Origin of the sequence: Klebsiella sp. RCJ4 (assembly GCF_009025755.1) — a bacterium.
Lineage (GTDB): Bacteria > Pseudomonadota > Gammaproteobacteria > Enterobacterales > Enterobacteriaceae > Klebsiella > Klebsiella michiganensis.
Genome location: NZ_WCIN01000029.1, coordinates 159,494 through 176,877 on the forward strand (window position 1 = coordinate 159,494; position 17,384 = coordinate 176,877).

Here is a 17,384-nt window from a genome sequence, read left to right on the forward strand (position 1 = left end):
AAAACCCCGGTTTCCCGGGGTTTTTTATTGCGGACTTTCCGCCGCAGGGCCGGCGGCGCTTTTTTTATCTTTCGCTTTGGCTCTGCCTTTCCCCTTGCTAAAGCTCTTCTTGCCGTCGCCCGGGGCCACAATTCCGCGGAAGCGGCGTACCGGCGTGCTCCTGGCCTGGTCGATAAGCTGGAACAGGGTACCGACCAGCGGCTGCATAAAGTCCTGATAGCGGCACTGTTTCTCGCTGATTTGCGTCAGAATCGATTCCCAGTGGGCGGTCATATCCGGGCGCGTCGCCATTTCAGGCAAAGAGTGGAACAGCGCCTTCCCGGCGTCGGTGGAGTGGATATAGCGCCCTTTCTTGGTTAAGAAGCCGCGTTTGAACAACAGTTCGATAATCCCGGCGCGGGTTGCCTCCGTACCGAGTCCGTCCGTTGCGCGCAGGATTTTCTTCAGGTCTTTATCCTGCACAAAGCGGGCAATACCGGTCATCGCCGATAGCAGCGTCGCATCGGTAAAATGACGCGGCGGCTGGGTCTGACGCTCCACCACTTCGCCTTTTTCGCACAGCAGCTCGTCATCCTTTGCCACCACCGGCAGCGGCATGCCGTCGTTCTCTTCATCGCGCTCTTTATTGCCCAGCAGGGTTCGCCAGCCCGCTTCCGCCAGAAAACGCGCTTTGGCAACGAACTTGCCGTTGGCGATATCGAGATCGATCTGGCATTTGCGGAACACCGCATCCGGACAGAACTGCATCAGATACTGGCGGGCAATCAGGCCGTAAACCTTTTCTTCGTTGTCGCTGAGTTTTACCTGCGAACTGCGGGCGGTCGGAATAATCGCGTGGTGGGCATCGACCTTTTTATCGTCCCAGCAGCGGTTACGGATCTCCGGATCCACCACCGGCTGCGGCAGCAGATCCGCCGCGTGCACGCCGATCGCGTTCAGCACCGCATGGCGCCCGGCAAAATGCTCCTCCGGCAGATAGCGGCTATCCGAACGCGGATAGGTAATCAGCTTATGGGTTTCGTACAGCTTCTGGCAGATATCCAGCACGTTCTGCGCGCTAAAGCCGAAGCGCTTCGCGGCTTCAATCTGCAGTGCCGAGAGGGAGAACGGCAGCGGCGCTGGCTCAGAGTCCCGCTTATCGTTATAAGCGGTGACCGTCGCCGGCTGCCCCTCAATGCGCTTGACGACGTGCTCGGCAAGCGAGCGATGCAGCAGTCGCCCCTCTTCATCCTGGTACGGTTCACAGGCCTCGCTGGGCACCCAGGTGGCGACAAAACGCTCATCCTTGGGGGTAACGATATGCGCCTTGACGTCGAAGAAGTCTTTAGCGACGAAGTTTTCAATCTCTTCATCGCGGCGTACCACCAGGCCAAGCACCGGCGTTTGCACGCGCCCGACCGAGAGTACCCCCTGGTAACCCGCGTTACGGCCAAGGATGGTGTACGCGCGGGTCATATTGATCCCGTATAGCCAGTCGGCGCGGGCGCGGGCCAGCGCGGAGACGCACAGCGGAACAAATTCGCTGTTGGCGCGCAGGCGGTTAATCGCCCGCTCCACCGCCTGCGGGTTAAGATCGTTAATCAGACAGCGCTGCACCTGCTGACGCTTTTCCGGCGCCAGCTGCAGGTAGTCAAGTACCTCATCCACCAGCAGCTGCCCCTCTCTGTCCGGGTCACCCGCATGAATGACTTCCTGCGCATCGCCGAGCAGACGCTTAATCACGTTAAGCTGTTTGGTCACCGACGGTTTAGGCTGCAGCTGCCACTTTTCCGGCACGATAGGCAAGTCGAGCAGGTTCCAGCGCGCATAGCGCGCATCGTAGACGTCGGGCTGGGCCTGCTCCAGCAGGTGGCCGATGCACCACGTGACCACCTGCCCGTTACCGCACTCAATGTAGCCGTCGCCTTTGCGATGCGGTTTTGGCAGCACATCGGCGATGGCGCGACCGAGACTCGGTTTTTCTGCAATAAACAGCCGCATGAAATCAACGGATCTCGATCATGGGGCGTCCGCCGCGGGCGGTAACCAGCTCGCCGATAGCGGTAAGCGTGATACCAAACTCAGCGGCGGCAGCCTGCACCTCAGCCTCGGCTTCCGGCGTTACCGCCAGCAGCAGACCGCCGGAGGTTTGCGGATCGCACAGCAGATCGCGCCACGCTGGCGGCATGTCGCCCATCAAATGGCCGTAGCTGGCAAAGTTACGCCCGGTACCGCCCGGCACCGCGCCCGCCGCGATGTAGGCTTCGACGCCGGGCAATTTCGGGATTTCCGCATAGGTAAGCTGCGCCTGTACGCCCGCGCCGCGGCACACTTCGCTCAGGTGGCCCAGAAGCCCGAAGCCGGTGACGTCGGTCATCGCCTTCACGCCGTCAATGTTGGCGAACGCCGAGCCGACGAGGTTCATCTGGCACATGGTTTCCGTCGCCAGCCCCTGGTGCTCAGGCTTCAGCAGCGACTTTTTCTCCGCGGTGGTCAGCACGCCAATACCCAGCGGTTTAGTGAGATACAGCTTGCAGCCGGCCTGCGCGGTGCTGTTTTTCTTCACCCGCTCGGTCGGGACGATGCCGGTCACGGCAAGCCCGAAAATGGGTTCCGGAGCGTCAATGGAGTGGCCGCCGGCAAGCGCGATCCCCGCCTGCTGGCAGGCAAAGCGCCCGCCCTCAACCACCTGACGGGCAATTTCCGGCGCCAGGGTATTGATGGGCCAGCCGAGAATAGCGATCGCCATAATCGGCTTACCGCCCATGGCGAAAATATCGCTGATGGCGTTGGTCGCCGCAATGCGCCCAAAGTCGAACGGGTTGTCGACGATCGGCATAAAAAAATCGGTAGTACTGACGATCGACGTGCCGTTACCGAGATCGTAGACCGCGGCATCATCGCTGGTTTCGTTGCCCACCAGCAGATTCGGGTCGATAAATTTGGCCTGGTCGCTTTGCAGGATAGTTTCCAGCACCTTAGGGGAAATTTTACACCCGCAACCGGCTCCGTGGCTGTATTGCGTTAAACGAATGGCTTGCTCGCTCATGGACATCTCCTGTCATTGCAATCCCGATATGGTAGCGCCCAAATGGCGGAGTGGTAAGTGCGACAGTCCGAAATCGCGTATGGTTGCTCATTAAGCAGACAAAAAACCGATTTTGCGATGCGGTCCCGCTTTTTCAGCGTGATTTTACCCTTTACTAAAAAATGACAGAAATATGACAAGCATAAATTCTGTTTTCTCTGGACATATAACAACGTAAGGAAGTTTTCATGAAAAAGCGTGTTCTCGCCGTTTGCCTGGCCAGTCTCTTCTCGCTTAACGCTTTCGCCCTGGTTCCCGCCGGTAACGACGTCACCACAAAACCCGATCTCTACTACCTGACCAACGCCCAGGCTATCGACAGCCTCGCGCTGCTACCGCCGCCGCCGGAAGTGGGCAGTATCGCGTTTTTAAACGATCAGGCAATGTATGAGAAAGGCCGTCTGCTGCGCGGCACCGAGCGCGGTAAGCTGGCGGTTGAAGACGCCAACCTGAGCGGCGGCGGCGTCGCCAACGCCTTCTCCGGCGCCTTCGGCTCGCCCATTACCGCCAAAGATGCGCCGGAGCTGCACAAGCTGCTCACCAACATGATTGAAGATGCCGGCGACCTGGCGACGCGAGGAGCGAAGGAGAAGTACATGCGCATTCGCCCATTTGCGTTTTATGGCGTCGCCACCTGTAACACCAAGGAACAGGATACGCTGTCGAAAAACGGCTCCTACCCCTCCGGCCACACCTCTATCGGCTGGGCCACCGCGCTGGTGCTGGCTGAGATTAATCCCCAGCGGCAAAATGAAATCCTTAAGCGCGGCTTTGAGCTCGGCGAGAGCCGGGTGATCTGCGGCTATCACTGGCAGAGCGACGTAGACGCGGCGCGTATCGTCGGTTCGGCGGTCGTCGCCACGCTGCATACCAATCCGGCCTTCCAGCAGCAGCTTCAGAAAGCGAAAGACGAATTCGCGAAACAACAGAAGTAACATCGTCGCCGTTGAATGCCCGGAGGCGGCGCTTGACGCGCTTTTTCCGGGCTACGGGTTCCCAGCCGTCCGCGGTTTGATAGCCCGGACAGGTGCGCCAGCACCGCCTCCGGGAAAGGTGTCAAGTCTGATAGACTGGCACTGCTTCCACCCGGCTCGCACTGCCCTTAGCCGGGCTACTCCCCCGGAGGAGCCGGTGAGCCGGGCCCGCCCGGCATAACGAGAACGGACTCAGAAGCGCGTCACGAACGGTGCGGTATCCGGCAAAGCGATGGTGGTTGACGCTTTGAGCTGCGGGGTCCCCAGATAGAGAAAGCCCACGATCTTATCCTGCTCGCGGCAGGCAAACCCTTCGCGTACAACCGGGCTTTCGGTTAACGCGCCGCTGCGCCAGATGCCGTTAAACCCCTGCGCCACGGCCGCCATCTGCATGGCCATCACCGCACAGCCCGCCGACATCTCTTGCTCCCACTTTGGCACCTTCGGATGATCTTCACAGCGCGCCACCACCGCAATGATCAGCGGCGCGCGAAACGGCGCGCTGCGCGCTTTTTCAATCGCTTTTTCATCTCCCCCTGCCGCCACCGCGCCTTTTTCCAGCAGCTGGCTGAAGCGCTCGCGCCCTTCATCGACAATAATGAAGAAGCGCCACGGCTGCAGCGTCCCGTGGTCCGGCGCGCGCAGGCCAGCGCGAAGGATGTTTTCCAGCTGTTCGCCCGCCGGAGCCGGGTCGGTCAGACGTGAAGCGCTGCGGCGATTAACCAGTAGTTCGAGAGCATCCATCTGTATAACTCCTGTGATGTGATTTTTCATAAAATTAACATGCGCAAGGATTTTGTTACAGCCCAACGGGTGATTCCTGCTGACAACCGACGGCACTCTCATTAGGATAGCCAGACGCGGCAGCCCCTGCGGCTCGCCCATTTTTGATTATGGTTAGGGAGAATACATGCGAACTCTTTGGCGACTGCTCGCCGGATTTTTTAAATGGACATGGCGCGTGCTAAATTTCATTCGCCAGCTCGCACTGAACGTGGTTTTCCTGGTGCTGGTGCTGGCCTGCGTCGGCATCTGGGCCCAGTTCAGTAGTACAACGACAGAGCACGCTACCCGCGGCGCGCTGCTGCTGGATATCACCGGCGTGGTGGTCGATAAACCCTCGGCCAGCAGCAAGCTTGGCGTGATTGGCCGCCAGCTGTTTGGCGCCAGTTCCGATCGCCTGCAGGAAAACTCGCTGTTCGACATTGTGCAGACAATTCGCCAGGCGAAAGACGACCGCAATATCACCGGTATCGTGCTGGATCTGAAGGACTTTGCCGGCGGCGATCAGCCGTCGATGCAGTATATCGGTAAAGCGCTGCGCGAATTCCGCGATAGCGGCAAGCCGGTATATGCCATCGGCAGCAGCTACAGCCAGGGCCAGTACTATCTGGCCAGCTTCGCCAATAAGATCTGGCTCTCGCCGCAGGGCGAAGTGGACCTGCACGGCTTCGCGACCAACGGCCTGTACTACAAATCGCTGCTCGACAAGCTCAAAGTGTCGACCCACGTTTTCCGCGTCGGCACCTATAAGTCAGCGGTAGAGCCGTTTATCCGCGATGATATGTCCCCGGCGGCGCGCGAGGCGGACAGCCGCTGGATTGGCGAGCTGTGGCAAAACTACCTCAATACCATTGCCGCCAACCGCCAGATCACCGCTCAGCAGCTGTTCCCCGGCGCTCAGGGCGTGATTGACGGCCTGCGTAAAGTCGATGGCGACACGGCAAAATACGCGCTGGATAACAAGCTGGTTGATGCGCTGGGCACCTCTACCGAGGTGGAAAAAGCGCTGACTAAACAGTTTGGCTGGAGTAAAGAGGACAACAACTACAGCGCGATCAGCTACTACGATTACACGCTGAAAACGCCTGCCGACCAGGGTTCCGCAATAGCGGTTATCTTTGCTAACGGCGCGATTATGGATGGCGAAGAAACGCCGGGTAACGTCGGCGGCGACACCACCGCCGCGCAGATCCGCGACGCGCGCCTCGATCCGAAAGTGAAAGCGATCGTGCTGCGGGTTAACAGCCCGGGCGGCAGCGTCAGCGCCTCCGAGATGATTCGCGAAGAGCTGGCGGCGGCAAAAGCGGCCGGTAAACCGGTGGTGGTCTCAATGGGCGGCATGGCAGCCTCCGGCGGCTACTGGATCTCCACCCCGGCGGATTATATCGTCGCCAACCCCAGCACCCTTACCGGCTCTATCGGTATCTTTGGGGTGATCAATACCGTCGAAGATACCCTCGGCTCAATTGGCGTCCATACCGACGGCGTGGCCACCTCGCCGCTGGCTGATGTCTCAACCACCAAAGCGCTGCCTCCGGAAGTGCAACAGCTGATGCAGCTCAGCATCGAAAACGGCTACAAGCGTTTTATCACCCTGGTGGCGAACGCGCGTAAGAGCACGCCGGAGAAAATTGACCAAATCGCTCAGGGCCACGTCTGGACCGGTGAAGATGCAAAAGCGAACGGCCTGGTCGATAGCCTTGGCGACTTTGACGACGCGGTGGCAAAAGCCGCCGAACTGGCGAAGCTGAAACAGTGGCATATCAACTACTATCAGGAAGAACCGACCTTCTTTTCGATGGTGGTGGATAGCCTGACGGGTTCCGTTCGCGCGGCGCTGCCGGCAGCGGTCCAGGCGTATCTGCCCGCACCGGTCGCCGCGGCGGCCAATGCGGTGAAAACCGAGAGCGATAAGCTGGCGGCATTCAACGATCCGCAGAACCGCTACGCGTTCTGCTTAACCTGCGCCAATATTCGTTAATCCTCTGCCGCCCCATCTCATGGGGCGGCATTTACTTTATTTTTTCTTCCGCCCCTCTATACTGCGCCTGTCTACGTTTAACCTAAGCGATGCTATGCAGAAGAAATCTATTTACGTTGCCTATACCGGCGGCACCATTGGTATGCAGCGTTCTGAACACGGCTATATCCCCGTTTCCGGCCATTTACAGCGCCAGCTGGCGTTGATGCCCGAGTTTCACCGCCCGGAGATGCCGGACTTCACCATTCATGAATACGCCCCGTTAATGGACTCTTCCGATATGACGCCGGAAGACTGGCAGCATATCGCCGACGATATTCGCGACCATTATGACCAGTACGATGGTTTCGTGATCCTCCACGGCACGGACACCATGGCGTTTACCGCCTCGGCGCTCTCCTTCATGCTGGAGAATCTGGGAAAACCGGTCATTGTGACAGGGTCACAAATCCCGCTTGCCGAACTGCGCTCTGATGGCCAGATTAACCTGCTCAACGCGCTGTACGTCGCCGCCAACTATCCGATTAACGAAGTGTCGCTGTTCTTCAATAATCGCCTCTACCGCGGCAACCGCACGACGAAGGCCCATGCCGACGGCTTTAACGCCTTCGCCTCGCCCAACCTGGCGCCGCTGCTGGAAGCCGGCATCCATATTCGCCGGCTCGGCACGCCTCCCGCGCCGCACGGCAGCGGCGAGCTGGTGGTTCACCCTATCACGCCGCAGCCGATTGGCGTGGTGACGATTTATCCCGGCATTTCCGCCGACGTGGTGCGCAACTTCCTGCGCCAGCCGGTCAAAGCGCTGATCCTGCGCTCCTATGGCGTCGGTAACGCGCCGCAGAACGGCGAGTTTATTCAGGTCCTGGCCGAAGCCAGCCAGCGCGGTATCGTGGTGATTAATTTGACCCAGTGTATGTCCGGCAAGGTCAACATGGGCGGCTACGCCACCGGCAACGCGCTGGCGCAGGCTGGCGTGATTAGCGGATTTGATATGACCGTCGAGGCCACGCTGACCAAGCTACACTATTTGCTGAGCCAGGATCTGGACGTGGCGGCTATCCGTCACGCCATGCAGGAGAATCTGCGCGGCGAACTGACACCCGATGAGTAAGGAGAAGCACATGACCCAGCGCGCGCTGCTACTGGTCGATTTACAAAATGATTTCTGCGCCGGCGGCGCGCTAGCCGTCCCGCAGGGCGACAGCACGGTGGACGTCGCCAACCAGCTTATCGCCTGGAGCCTGGCGCGGGGCGAAACGGTAGTTGCCAGCCAGGACTGGCACCCGGCGAACCACGGCAGCTTTGCCAGTCAGCATCAGGTCGAACCCTATACCCAGGGCGAGCTTGATGGCCTGGCGCAGACGTTCTGGCCGGATCACTGCGTGCAGAATAGCGAAGGCGCGGCGCTGCATCCGCTGCTCAAACAGCAGGATATTGCCGCCGTGTTCCACAAAGGGGAAAATCCGGCCATTGACAGCTACAGCGCCTTTTTCGACAACGGCCACCGGCAGAAAACGCAGCTCGATGCGTGGCTGCGCGAGCGCGGCATCAGCGAGCTAACGGTGCTGGGGCTCGCCACCGACTACTGCGTCAAGTTTACCGTGCTTGACGCCCTCAATCTGGGCTACACCGTCAACGTGATTACCGACGGCTGCCGCGGGGTGAATATTCAGCCGCAGGATAGCAATCTGGCGTTTATGGAGATGGCCGCCGCGGGCGCAACTCTCTATACCCTTGACGACTGGCTGGAAACCCACGCATAAAATACGCCGACAGGCATTGTCCTGTCGGCGCGTTATCTCAGGCCAGAGCGGAAATCTCTTCCAGCGACGCGTTGCGCGTTTCGATGCCAAAACAAAACAGAATCAGCGCGCAAAGCGCCAGCAATAAACCAAGAACCATAAATACGGTAATCGCGCCGTAGCGGGTCAGCAGGATAGCGACGCCGTAAGGGGTAAATACGGCGACAATTCTGCCTACCGCGTTAACAAAACCTGAACCGCGCAGACGGAGATGCGTTGGCCACAGCTCCGGCACATATACCGCTGAAGCAAAGCAGACGTACATATACAGGAAAAATATCATCACCAGACCATAGCTTAAGATGGCCCACTCTGCGGTTTGAATCGAATAGAAGTAGCCGAGCACCGCAATAATTATCAGTAGAAATGAGCCAAATAATCGCCGCGGAAAACGGTCGATAATCAGCGCGGCGATAAATATCCCCACCGGCGCCCCAACCATCATTATCGCGGTCATCAAGATAGATTTCGTCACGTCGATCCCCGAATTGACGAAAATCGTTGGGATCCACACCGTGATGGTATAGAGCGAAATGTTCATGGCGATCAGTACCGTGATCGCCACCAGCGTTCGCCGCAGCATCTGACCTTTAAAGAGCAGCCAGAAAGAGCCGCTTTCCGCGCACGGCTCCGCCACCGGGGCAGTATTCTGCCAGGACGGCAATGTGATGTTTTTCTCTTTCTCGATTTGCGACTCCACCTGCCGGAGGTGTTCTTCAGCCGCGTGTCGTTGCCCCTTGCCGGCCAGCCAGCGGGGGGATTCAATAAAATACATCCCCGACAGATACCAGGCCAACAGCATAGCCGCACCGCCGAGCAGAAACATCATCCGCCAGCTTAAAAAAGCAATCACTACAACGCCGATGGCCGCCGACAGCATGGGCGACCAGTTGCCGACAAACGACAGTCGGGCGGACCATTTGCCGCGCACCGCGGGCGGAATAAATTCGGTAAATGAGGCATAGCCCACCATAATCAGCGCGCCCATCCCGCAGCCCATCAGACAGCGGAATAAGATAAGCCAGTACATATTGGGCACAAAGGTTGCCGCACAGGCAGAGATCCCGACGATCAGTAAATTGACGCGAAAAGCTTTGCGCCGTCCGAGATAGTCCCCCATAAAACCGCCGGTCAGCGAGCCGATAAAGTAGCCAAACATCAGCGCCGAGGTAAATGCCGCATTGAGATAATTATTTGACCAGCCGTTGCTGACTAATTTTGCCAGCACCACGTTACCGGAATAGCTTAGGAAACCGGTGATTAATAAACTAAAACTAATAATGCCAAAAATACGAAAATGAAATCGCGACAAGGGTAAGCGGTCTAATCTTGCGCCGATAGGGTCACATTGTTCCATCTGGATGCCTCAAATTCAGCTAAATTATAGAGTATGGCGTTGGCGGCAGGGTCACTTTTGCCGCGCTGTCCGTCATCATTAAATTTTTATGGCATTACCCAGGTGCAAACGAAAACAATATCGACACCACCAACGGCGAAGTTAATAAACCAGTTGAATATTATTTTCTTTACAGAAAGCAATCCACTGTGCACCGGGCGCCTTATTAGTGATAAGGTAATTAATATGGCTAAAATCCACCAGCTGGACGAACGCTTTACGATCGAATTTGGAGTGATCGACCAGCAGAGCTACTTCTGCTGCCTGGCGAATCATGGTTTTCTTGATTTCCGCTTCCGCTTCGTTAGAGTCAAGCGCCCCGCTCTGCATATCGAGGCCTTTGCAGCTCATTACCATAATATCTACATGATAACGACTGATAATTTCCTTGGTGATCCGCCCCTGCAGCGACAGCGTGTTCTTATTCAGTTCTCCGCCGGTCGAAACAACATTTATTTCCGACTGCGCCAGCTCATGAAATGCTTCCGCCGAGTTGGTTAACAGCGTGAGATCGTTTCTCTCCTTTAGCAGCTTTAATAACTCCATCGCCGTACTGCTGGAATCGGCAGCCATGGTGGTTTTATTTTTAATAAACGGCAAGGCATTACGGGCAATAATTTGCTTCTCTTCAAAATGAGACTTTGCCCGTTTATAAAAATGAATATTGTCGGATAAAGCACTGGTATTTAATACCGCACCGCCGTACGTTCGGGTCAAAAAACCTTCATCTTCGAGCTTTTCCAGATCGCGGCGTATAGTTTCCTCAGTGACCTGAAAAATTGCGCTTAAATTAGAAACCGCCACTTTCTTATCGTTAGTCACCATTTGCTTAATGGCCTGAATCCTGTCTTTTGCCGCCACGATAACACCTCTGTTTCCCGCAAAGTAATAACCCCCTGGCCTCTGCCAGGATATGTTTGTTTTCAAAATAACATGTCCGAATAGCAGATTCCAATATTCTTTTACACAGAAACAGAGGTCAATGATGCCGCTCTTATTTTGTCTCCACCGCTTCCGCCATTCGTCTCATCAATAATGAATCATCATCCGTCAAAGCGATGGTCAGCGCGGCAATATTTTCACGCACCTGTTCGGGCGCCGTGGCGCCGCTGAGTAAGGTGATTAAATCGCTTTGCTTTAAAATCCACGCCAGCGCCAGCGCGGGGATGGTGCAGCGGTATTTTTCGCACAGCGGCTGCCACTGCTCAAGCATATCAATCACGCGCAGCATATTTTCCCGCTGGAACCAGACCTTATTAGCACGCGCGCCGCCGGCAACATAATCACGGCCGATAGTGCCGGTCAGTAGCCCCTGTTCAAGCGGCGAGTAGACCTGCACCACAATACCGTTCTGCTGACAGAGCGGCAGCAGCTCGGCTTCCAGCGCCCGGTCAAGAATGCTGTACTTGGCCTGCACGATATCCAGCTCGCCGTGTTTGAGGTACTCCCTGATATGCCCGACATCGACGTTCGCCGCGCCGATGGCGCGAATCTTGCCCTCTTTCTTTAGCGCGTTCAGCGTGGCGACGGTCTCCGCAATTGGCGTAAAGCAGGGCTCCACCGACTGCCAGTGGGTCATATAGATATCAATGGTGTCGATACCCAGCCTTTGCAGGCTGGCCTCCACCTCTTCGCGAATCGACTCGGGCGTCAGGTTTTTGTACAGCTGGCGATCTCCGACCTTGTTAAACAGGCTACCCGTCCGCTCCCAGACGATACCGCATTTGGTTTCGACGACGACTTCACGGCGCGGCAGCTGTTTAAGCGCCTGGCCGACAATCACTTCGCTGTTGCCAAAGTTGTAGCCCGGCGCGGTATCAATCAGATTGATCCCACAGCGATGCGCCTCAACTATGGTATCGATACATATCTGCAGGTCGAGATCGCCGTTCCATGCCGGGCCACCGCCAATGGCCCATGTGCCTAATCCCATGCGGGAAAGCGTCATATCCGTACTGCCTAAAGGAATCATTTTCATCTGCTGCTATTACCCTTCGTATTCGTCGAGAAGTTGTTCAACCAGCTTTCTGTTCTTCACGCCCGTGGTGGCGCCTACGCTAAGCACCGAGATCGCGGCCGTTGCGTTAGCAAACAGCGCGCAGTCGCGCAGCGGTTTGCCTTCCAGCAGCGCGGAGATAAATCCCGAGGCAAAATTGTCCCCCGCGCCAATGGTGTCGATGGCGGTAATGCCAGAAACCGCCGGAACCTCCATTTTCATATCGGCACGCTTAATAAAGCAGCCTCTCTTGCCGGTCTTGATGACGACCGTTTTTACACCGCAGCTCAGGAAACAGTCGGCAATCTCATCCAGCGTCTCTTCGCCGGTGAGCAGTTTTGCCTCGGCAAAATTGGGAAACAGATAATCGACGTAGCTCAGCGCCTCACGAATATCCTCAAGGGTTTCGTTAAGCCGCGGCTTAATCATATCGGCGCAAATAATTAACCCATGCGCTTTGGCCTGAATGAAGATCTCCGTTAACGCTTTGCCGTCGAGCAGCGGGCTATTAAAAATGCTCGCCAGCGACAGCAGCGTTGCCTGAGAGAAGCGGTCAAAATCAACATCGTTAATATTCAGCTTCCACAGGCTCCCGTTGCGGTTAGTCACAAAAGTACGCTCGCCATCGGCGGTGACTAAGCCCACGTTGATTGAGGTATCGATTTCGCTATCCTGCTTCAGGCTATGGATATCAATATTCTCCCGGCGGCAGTGTTCAAGAATAAAATGTCCTGCAGCGTCGTTCCCTATCCGGCTAATTAATGCTGTTCGGTGACCGAGTCGGGAAATAATAGTGGCCTCATTAATGGCATCTCCCCCGGTGGTCATGGCGATGCGTTCTAACGGATAAGAGTCGACATCAAAGATATTTTTACTCACCGGCTGCAGAGGAATATCTACGATAGCCGCACCCAGACAAATAACCTCGATATTATCCATATTGTCATTCCGCTTTCCCGTCAGAACCAAACAGTTTGATCTTCTCCAGCGCGCGCGCTTTCACCGCTTTGCGAACTTCACGTTCTACGTGCAGGAACGGCTGATTGTGGTTCTCCTGTACCGCCGCCATCGCCGCCTGGCACAGTTCGGTATGGATGTTAATCTTCGAAATACCTAACGATATGGCCTGCTTAATATCCGCGTCGCTAATGCCGGACGCGCCGTGTAGCACCAGCGGAACGGATACCGCCTCGCGCACACGTTTCACTACATCAAAATTCAATTTCGGTTCTGAGGTATAGACGCCGTGCTGGTTGCCAATCGCCACCGCCAGCGAATCGCAGCCGGTACGCTCGACGAACTCCGCCGCCTGATCCGGGTCGGTATAGTGATAGTCCGCCAGCGCTTCTTCGTAGACCGTTTCATTCCCCACATGCCCCAGCTCCGCCTCAACCGGAATACCCAGCGGATGGAAGAAATCCACCGCCTCTTTGGTCAGGCGAATGTTCTCTTCAAAATCAAAGGCTGAAGCGTCGCGCATCAGCGAATTCATGCCGTGGACCCAGGCGTTGTGGATTATCTCCATGCTGCGCCCGTGGTCCCAGTGAGCAATCACCGGAACCGACGCCTTTTTGGCCATCGAAACCATCATATGCGAAAAATCTTCAAACGAGGTATTGCCCACAAATCCGGTACCGAAAGAGATAATCACCGGCGACTTAGCCTCTTCCGCTGCATCAATAACTCCCATCAGCATTTCCGCATTCCACACGTTAAAGTGGGCAATCGCATAATGTTTATTCTGAGCATCGCTTTCCCAATATTTAATATCTGCCAGCATGGTTGTTTCTCCCTTTGCAATACATTAATGGTTAACTTTAATAACGCCTTTAATAATCTCGCGTTTGTTATTAACGGATTCATCAAACGCGCGCTGAACATCCTCAAAATCATAAATATGCGTCACCATCGATTTCACATCGAAACGCCCGGAGGAGATCGCTTCTATGGTGACCGGATAGCGGTTGGCATAGCGGAAGACGGTCTGAATCGAGACCTCACGGTTAATTTTGAGGAAATTGATGGCTGAATCACCGGGAACCGTACCGACGATCATGATTTTTCCTCCGCGCATCACCAGGTAAGGAGCCTGCTTAACGGTGATGGCCGACCCGGCCGTTTCAAAAACAACATCGGCCCCCATATCGCCGGAGAACTGCTGGCAGCGCCCAACGGTGTCCTCTTTCGCGCCGTTGATAACGACTTTGGCTCCGAGCTGTTCGGCCATGGCAAGGCGTTTTTCCAGCACATCAACCACCGCGATGTCGGTTGCCCCCAGGCAAAGGCATGCCTGCAGGGTCATTAAGCCAATACAGCCTGCGCCAAGTATGACGATTTTCTTGCCCGGCTTGACGTTCGCCAGCATTGCGGCATGCATGCCAACCGCCGCAGGCTCCACCAAAGCGCCTTCAAGGGTGTCCATGTTATCGGGCAGTTTGTAAGTGAAGCTCTCCGGATGGCATAGATAGTGGGTTAGCGCACCGCGATAATTTGGCTGCGTGGCCATAAAGTCGACGTCGGGACAGATATTGTATTTTCCCTCCAGGCAGTAGCGACAGTGGCCGCACGGCACGCCGGGTTCAATATTCACCCGGTCGCCCGGCTTAAATTTGCTCACGCTTTTGCCTACGGCCACCACCGTACCGGCGCATTCGTGTCCCAGACCAATTTCCTGATTAGGGTCTTTCGGCGGAATAAAGGGCCCCGACTCAAAACCGTGGACATCTGAACCACAAATTCCGACGTATTCAATTTTGATCAGCACTTCATGTTCTTTGGGTACCGGGATATCGGCAGCGATAATTTTCATCGTGCCCGGTGTTTTTAATATCGCTTTTGAATTTTTCATTTTATTGCCCGTCAATATTATTTGCTGGTAACTGCATCAATACCGAGACTTTCGACAGAGACGCCTTTAGTTTCAATTCCGATGGTTGCAATAGCGATAGCGACAATAATGGAGACGGCCCCCAGCAGCACAAACACCCCGGTTACGCCATAGCCGTTAAGCAGTACCGCCACCGCATAAGGCGCGGCGATACCGCTGATTCGCCCCACCGCGTTCGCGAGACCCGACCCGCGAAGCTTCGCTTCAGTCGGCCATATTTCCGGAACATAAACCGCCGAGGCGTAACAGACGTACATATAGACAAACGTAATCAGGAAGAAGCCAATTAACGTAATCAGCAGCATGCTGGTTTGCAGCGAATAGATATATCCCAGCGCGGCAATTAACACTAACAGACCTACACCCATCGTCTTTCTGGGAATTTTATCCATCACCAGCATGGCGATAAAAATCCCGAACGGCGCGCCGAACATACTCATGGTATTTAAGACAATAGAGTCTTTCAGATTAATACCCTGGGTCATAAATATCGTCGGTAGCCAGTTAATTAAGGTGTACTGGACGACGTTCATGGCTATCAGCACGAAGGAGCCTAAAATAACCCGTTTCAGCAATGCCCCCGTTAATAAGGCCGAATAAGGAACGGCGCGCGGCGGTTTGCCGTCATCATCGATAACTACCGGCGGCAGCGACTTGCCCGTCTGCCGAGCCACCCGCCCTTCAATGGCCCGCATTATCTCCTCAGCTTCCGCATAGCGCCCGCGAGACTCCAGCCAGCGGGGGGACTCAGGGAAACTGCGCCAGGCAATCACGGTAGCAATCAGCGACAACGCGGCCGGGATCAACAGCTGCACGCGCCAGTTCCATTCCGCGCTGATTAGCGGCGTTAATACCATCGCGATCAGCGAACAGAGCGGATAAGACCAGTTACCGATAAACGAGACCCGACTGGACCATGTTCCGCGATTTCTGCCGGGCATATATTCGGTGAAACCGGCAAATAAGGTCACCAGCAGCGCGCCTAATCCCACGCCCATGACAAAACGACAGGCAATAAGGAAGCTCATATTCGGGGAAAACGCCCCGATGACCATGGCGATAATATGAATCGCTTCATACAAAATAAACGCGTTTTTACGCCCAATTTTATCGCCAATGATGCCGCCGCCGAGCGCGCCAAGAAACATACCTGCCGTGGTAATGGCGGAGAACGTGGCGGTAGTCGAATTGTCGGTCCAGCCGAGCTCTTTTAACTGCGCGAGAATTAATCCACCAACGGCATTACTCCAGCAGACCAGTAATCCGAAAGCGACCATGGCAAACATCGAAGAGTGCCAGCGGCAGTCAGGCAGGCGATCCAGCCTGGCGCCGCAGTGCGGTTTTGCTATCTGTTCCATCGGATAACGTTCCTTTTATCACGGGGTTATTCATCAAAGTCGTAAGTCATGATGACTTTGATGGCGGTTTTATCGACCATGGCGTCAAACCCTTCGCGCCATTGCGACAGGCCAATGCGATGCGTGATCATTGGTTTGACTTCGATAGCGCCGCTGGCGAGCAGGCGAATGGCGTTGCGCCAGGACGTAGAGTCATAGGCCATATGCCCGATGATGCTTTTGTTCCACGCGGTGATATCGTTGATGGAGAAGTCCAGCGCTTTGAAGCCCATACCTACGCGCACCACTTCACCGTTGGGGCGCAGCATTTCAATGGATTGTTTGAGAGCGATATTGGCGCCGGAACATTCGATAACCAGCCCCAGATTATCTTTGCCGCAGATTGCCTGGCAGCGAGCGACCACATCTTCGGATGAACCGTTGACGACCGCCGTTGCCCCGAGCGCTTTGGCAACAGGGAAACGCACCGCGACGTCCTCTTCCAGACCGACCATCACGATATTAACGGCCCCCATAATGCGCGCCATCTGTACGGCAAATAGCCCTAATGGACCGGTACCGAAAACCACCACGTCCTGACCGGGAAGAAACCTGGATTGTTGGGCGAGCGATTTATAGGCATTACAGATAGGATCCAGCACCGCAGCTTCTTCGTAATCAACGCCCGGCGGGATTTCCCACAGCGCGTGGCGATGAATTTTGAGGATCTCCCCCGGCACCAGGCAGTATTTCGAAAATCCGCCGCCCCAGGTATTGTTGTCCAGGCCTAAATTCACTTTTTCTGTACAACACAGAAAATCGCCCTGTTCGCAGGCCGGACACACGCCGCAGACGTGCCCGCTGTTGTCAGAAACCACCCGCTGGCCGACCTTCCAGTCCTTGACCTTTTCGCCAACCCGGACAATTGCACCGGCAAATTCGTGACCGCGAATGGAGTTAAATTCATCGGAGCCGCTGTCGACGTTGTAGTGTTTCATATCCGCGCCGCAGATGGCGGCGGCTTTGATTTCAATCACCACGTCATCCGGTCCGCACGCCGGCTCCGGAACATCAATCATCTTATAGCCGCCAAAGGCCTTACCAAATCTTGCCAGTGCTTTCATTGCGTTTTCCTTTGTTTAATGATTTTGCATCAGTGAA

Annotated in this window: 14 protein-coding genes and 1 pseudogene; 4 read left to right on the forward strand and 11 right to left on the reverse strand. The window is 55.7% G+C overall.

Going from position 1 to position 17,384, the window contains the following annotated elements; all coding sequences use genetic code 11:
• Positions 1 to 47: 47 nt before the first annotated feature.
• Together F8562_RS10450 and selD are read right to left on the reverse strand one after the other, a co-directional pair.
• Positions 48 to 1,980: pseudogene (locus F8562_RS10450) on the reverse strand (DNA topoisomerase III); the annotation flags it as partial.
• 4 nt (positions 1,981 to 1,984) lie between these two features.
• Positions 1,985 to 3,028: a selenide, water dikinase SelD gene (gene selD, locus F8562_RS10455; protein ID WP_014838186.1), complete on the reverse strand. Its 1,044-nt coding sequence runs from the start codon at positions 3,026 to 3,028 to the stop codon at positions 1,985 to 1,987.
• Positions 3,029 to 3,255: 227 nt separating this feature from the next.
• Between selD and phoC the strand changes: the two genes are divergently transcribed.
• Positions 3,256 to 4,002 (forward strand): acid phosphatase PhoC, encoded by a 747-nt coding sequence (phoC, locus tag F8562_RS10465; RefSeq protein ID WP_014838185.1) that lies wholly within the window; start codon positions 3,256 to 3,258, stop codon positions 4,000 to 4,002.
• 231 nt (positions 4,003 to 4,233) lie between these two features.
• On the opposite strand, the gene F8562_RS10470 is transcribed toward phoC, so the two are convergent.
• Positions 4,234 to 4,785, reverse strand: a complete 552-nt coding sequence (locus tag F8562_RS10470; RefSeq protein WP_014228963.1) for an NAD(P)H nitroreductase — start codon at positions 4,783 to 4,785, stop codon at positions 4,234 to 4,236.
• Between the two features lie 166 nt (positions 4,786 to 4,951).
• Between F8562_RS10470 and sppA the strand changes: the two genes are divergently transcribed.
• The 3 genes from sppA (at position 4,952) to pncA (ending at position 8,568) form a co-directional block, all read left to right on the forward strand.
• Positions 4,952 to 6,805 (forward strand): signal peptide peptidase SppA, encoded by a 1,854-nt coding sequence (sppA, locus tag F8562_RS10475; protein ID WP_014228962.1) that lies wholly within the window; start codon positions 4,952 to 4,954, stop codon positions 6,803 to 6,805.
• 94 nt (positions 6,806 to 6,899) lie between these two features.
• A complete protein-coding gene (ansA, locus tag F8562_RS10480) occupies positions 6,900 to 7,916 on the forward strand; it encodes an asparaginase (protein WP_004850037.1) in 1,017 nt (338 codons plus the stop codon).
• A 10-nt stretch (positions 7,917 to 7,926) separates the two neighbouring features.
• Positions 7,927 to 8,568, forward strand: a complete 642-nt coding sequence (gene pncA / locus F8562_RS10485) for a bifunctional nicotinamidase/pyrazinamidase (protein ID WP_014228961.1) — start codon at positions 7,927 to 7,929, stop codon at positions 8,566 to 8,568.
• A 37-nt stretch (positions 8,569 to 8,605) separates the two neighbouring features.
• Here pncA and F8562_RS10490 read toward each other — a convergent pair whose 3' ends face one another.
• From F8562_RS10490 to F8562_RS10525, 8 genes are all read right to left on the reverse strand, one after another.
• A complete protein-coding gene (locus F8562_RS10490) occupies positions 8,606 to 9,964 on the reverse strand; it encodes an MFS transporter (protein WP_089046356.1) in 1,359 nt (452 codons plus the stop codon).
• Positions 9,965 to 10,105: 141 nt separating this feature from the next.
• Positions 10,106 to 10,864 (reverse strand): DeoR/GlpR family DNA-binding transcription regulator, encoded by a 759-nt coding sequence (locus tag F8562_RS10495; RefSeq protein ID WP_014228959.1) that lies wholly within the window; start codon positions 10,862 to 10,864, stop codon positions 10,106 to 10,108.
• A 133-nt stretch (positions 10,865 to 10,997) separates the two neighbouring features.
• Positions 10,998 to 11,981, reverse strand: a complete 984-nt coding sequence (locus tag F8562_RS10500; RefSeq protein WP_014838184.1) for an aldo/keto reductase — start codon at positions 11,979 to 11,981, stop codon at positions 10,998 to 11,000.
• A 9-nt stretch (positions 11,982 to 11,990) separates the two neighbouring features.
• Entirely contained in the window at positions 11,991 to 12,938 is a 948-nt protein-coding gene (locus F8562_RS10505; protein ID WP_014838183.1) for a sugar kinase, read from the reverse strand.
• Positions 12,939 to 12,942: 4 nt separating this feature from the next.
• Positions 12,943 to 13,779 carry a ketose-bisphosphate aldolase gene (locus tag F8562_RS10510; protein WP_014228956.1) on the reverse strand — a complete coding sequence of 279 codons (837 nt, stop codon included), beginning with the start codon at positions 13,777 to 13,779 and terminating at the stop codon, positions 12,943 to 12,945.
• 24 nt (positions 13,780 to 13,803) lie between these two features.
• On the reverse strand, positions 13,804 to 14,847 hold the full coding sequence (locus tag F8562_RS10515; protein WP_014228955.1) for an NAD(P)-dependent alcohol dehydrogenase: 1,044 nt from the start codon (positions 14,845 to 14,847) through the stop codon (positions 13,804 to 13,806).
• A 17-nt stretch (positions 14,848 to 14,864) separates the two neighbouring features.
• Positions 14,865 to 16,244 (reverse strand): MFS transporter, encoded by a 1,380-nt coding sequence (locus F8562_RS10520; protein WP_014228954.1) that lies wholly within the window; start codon positions 16,242 to 16,244, stop codon positions 14,865 to 14,867.
• Between the two features lie 26 nt (positions 16,245 to 16,270).
• Complete coding sequence (locus F8562_RS10525) at positions 16,271 to 17,347, reverse strand: zinc-binding dehydrogenase (RefSeq protein WP_014838181.1); 1,077 nt, start codon at positions 17,345 to 17,347, stop codon at positions 16,271 to 16,273.
• Positions 17,348 to 17,384 lie beyond the last annotated feature (37 nt).

Bases quoted from the DNA above. Each gene is read 5' to 3' on its own strand.
- selD (WP_014838186.1), bottom strand. From the start codon at position 3,028: ATGAGCGAGCAAGCCATTCGTTTAACGCAATACAGCCACGGAGCCGGT.
- phoC (WP_014838185.1), top strand. From the start codon at position 3,256: ATGAAAAAGCGTGTTCTCGCCGTTTGCCTGGCCAGTCTCTTCTCGCTT.
- F8562_RS10470 (WP_014228963.1), bottom strand. From the start codon at position 4,785: ATGGATGCTCTCGAACTACTGGTTAATCGCCGCAGCGCTTCACGTCTG.
- sppA (WP_014228962.1), top strand. From the start codon at position 4,952: ATGCGAACTCTTTGGCGACTGCTCGCCGGATTTTTTAAATGGACATGG.
- ansA (WP_004850037.1), top strand. From the start codon at position 6,900: ATGCAGAAGAAATCTATTTACGTTGCCTATACCGGCGGCACCATTGGT.
- pncA (WP_014228961.1), top strand. From the start codon at position 7,927: ATGACCCAGCGCGCGCTGCTACTGGTCGATTTACAAAATGATTTCTGC.
- F8562_RS10490 (WP_089046356.1), bottom strand. From the start codon at position 9,964: ATGGAACAATGTGACCCTATCGGCGCAAGATTAGACCGCTTACCCTTG.
- F8562_RS10500 (WP_014838184.1), bottom strand. From the start codon at position 11,981: ATGAAAATGATTCCTTTAGGCAGTACGGATATGACGCTTTCCCGCATG.
- F8562_RS10505 (WP_014838183.1), bottom strand. From the start codon at position 12,938: ATGGATAATATCGAGGTTATTTGTCTGGGTGCGGCTATCGTAGATATT.
- F8562_RS10510 (WP_014228956.1), bottom strand. From the start codon at position 13,779: ATGCTGGCAGATATTAAATATTGGGAAAGCGATGCTCAGAATAAACAT.
- F8562_RS10515 (WP_014228955.1), bottom strand. From the start codon at position 14,847: ATGAAAAATTCAAAAGCGATATTAAAAACACCGGGCACGATGAAAATT.
- F8562_RS10520 (WP_014228954.1), bottom strand. From the start codon at position 16,244: ATGGAACAGATAGCAAAACCGCACTGCGGCGCCAGGCTGGATCGCCTG.
- F8562_RS10525 (WP_014838181.1), bottom strand. From the start codon at position 17,347: ATGAAAGCACTGGCAAGATTTGGTAAGGCCTTTGGCGGCTATAAGATG.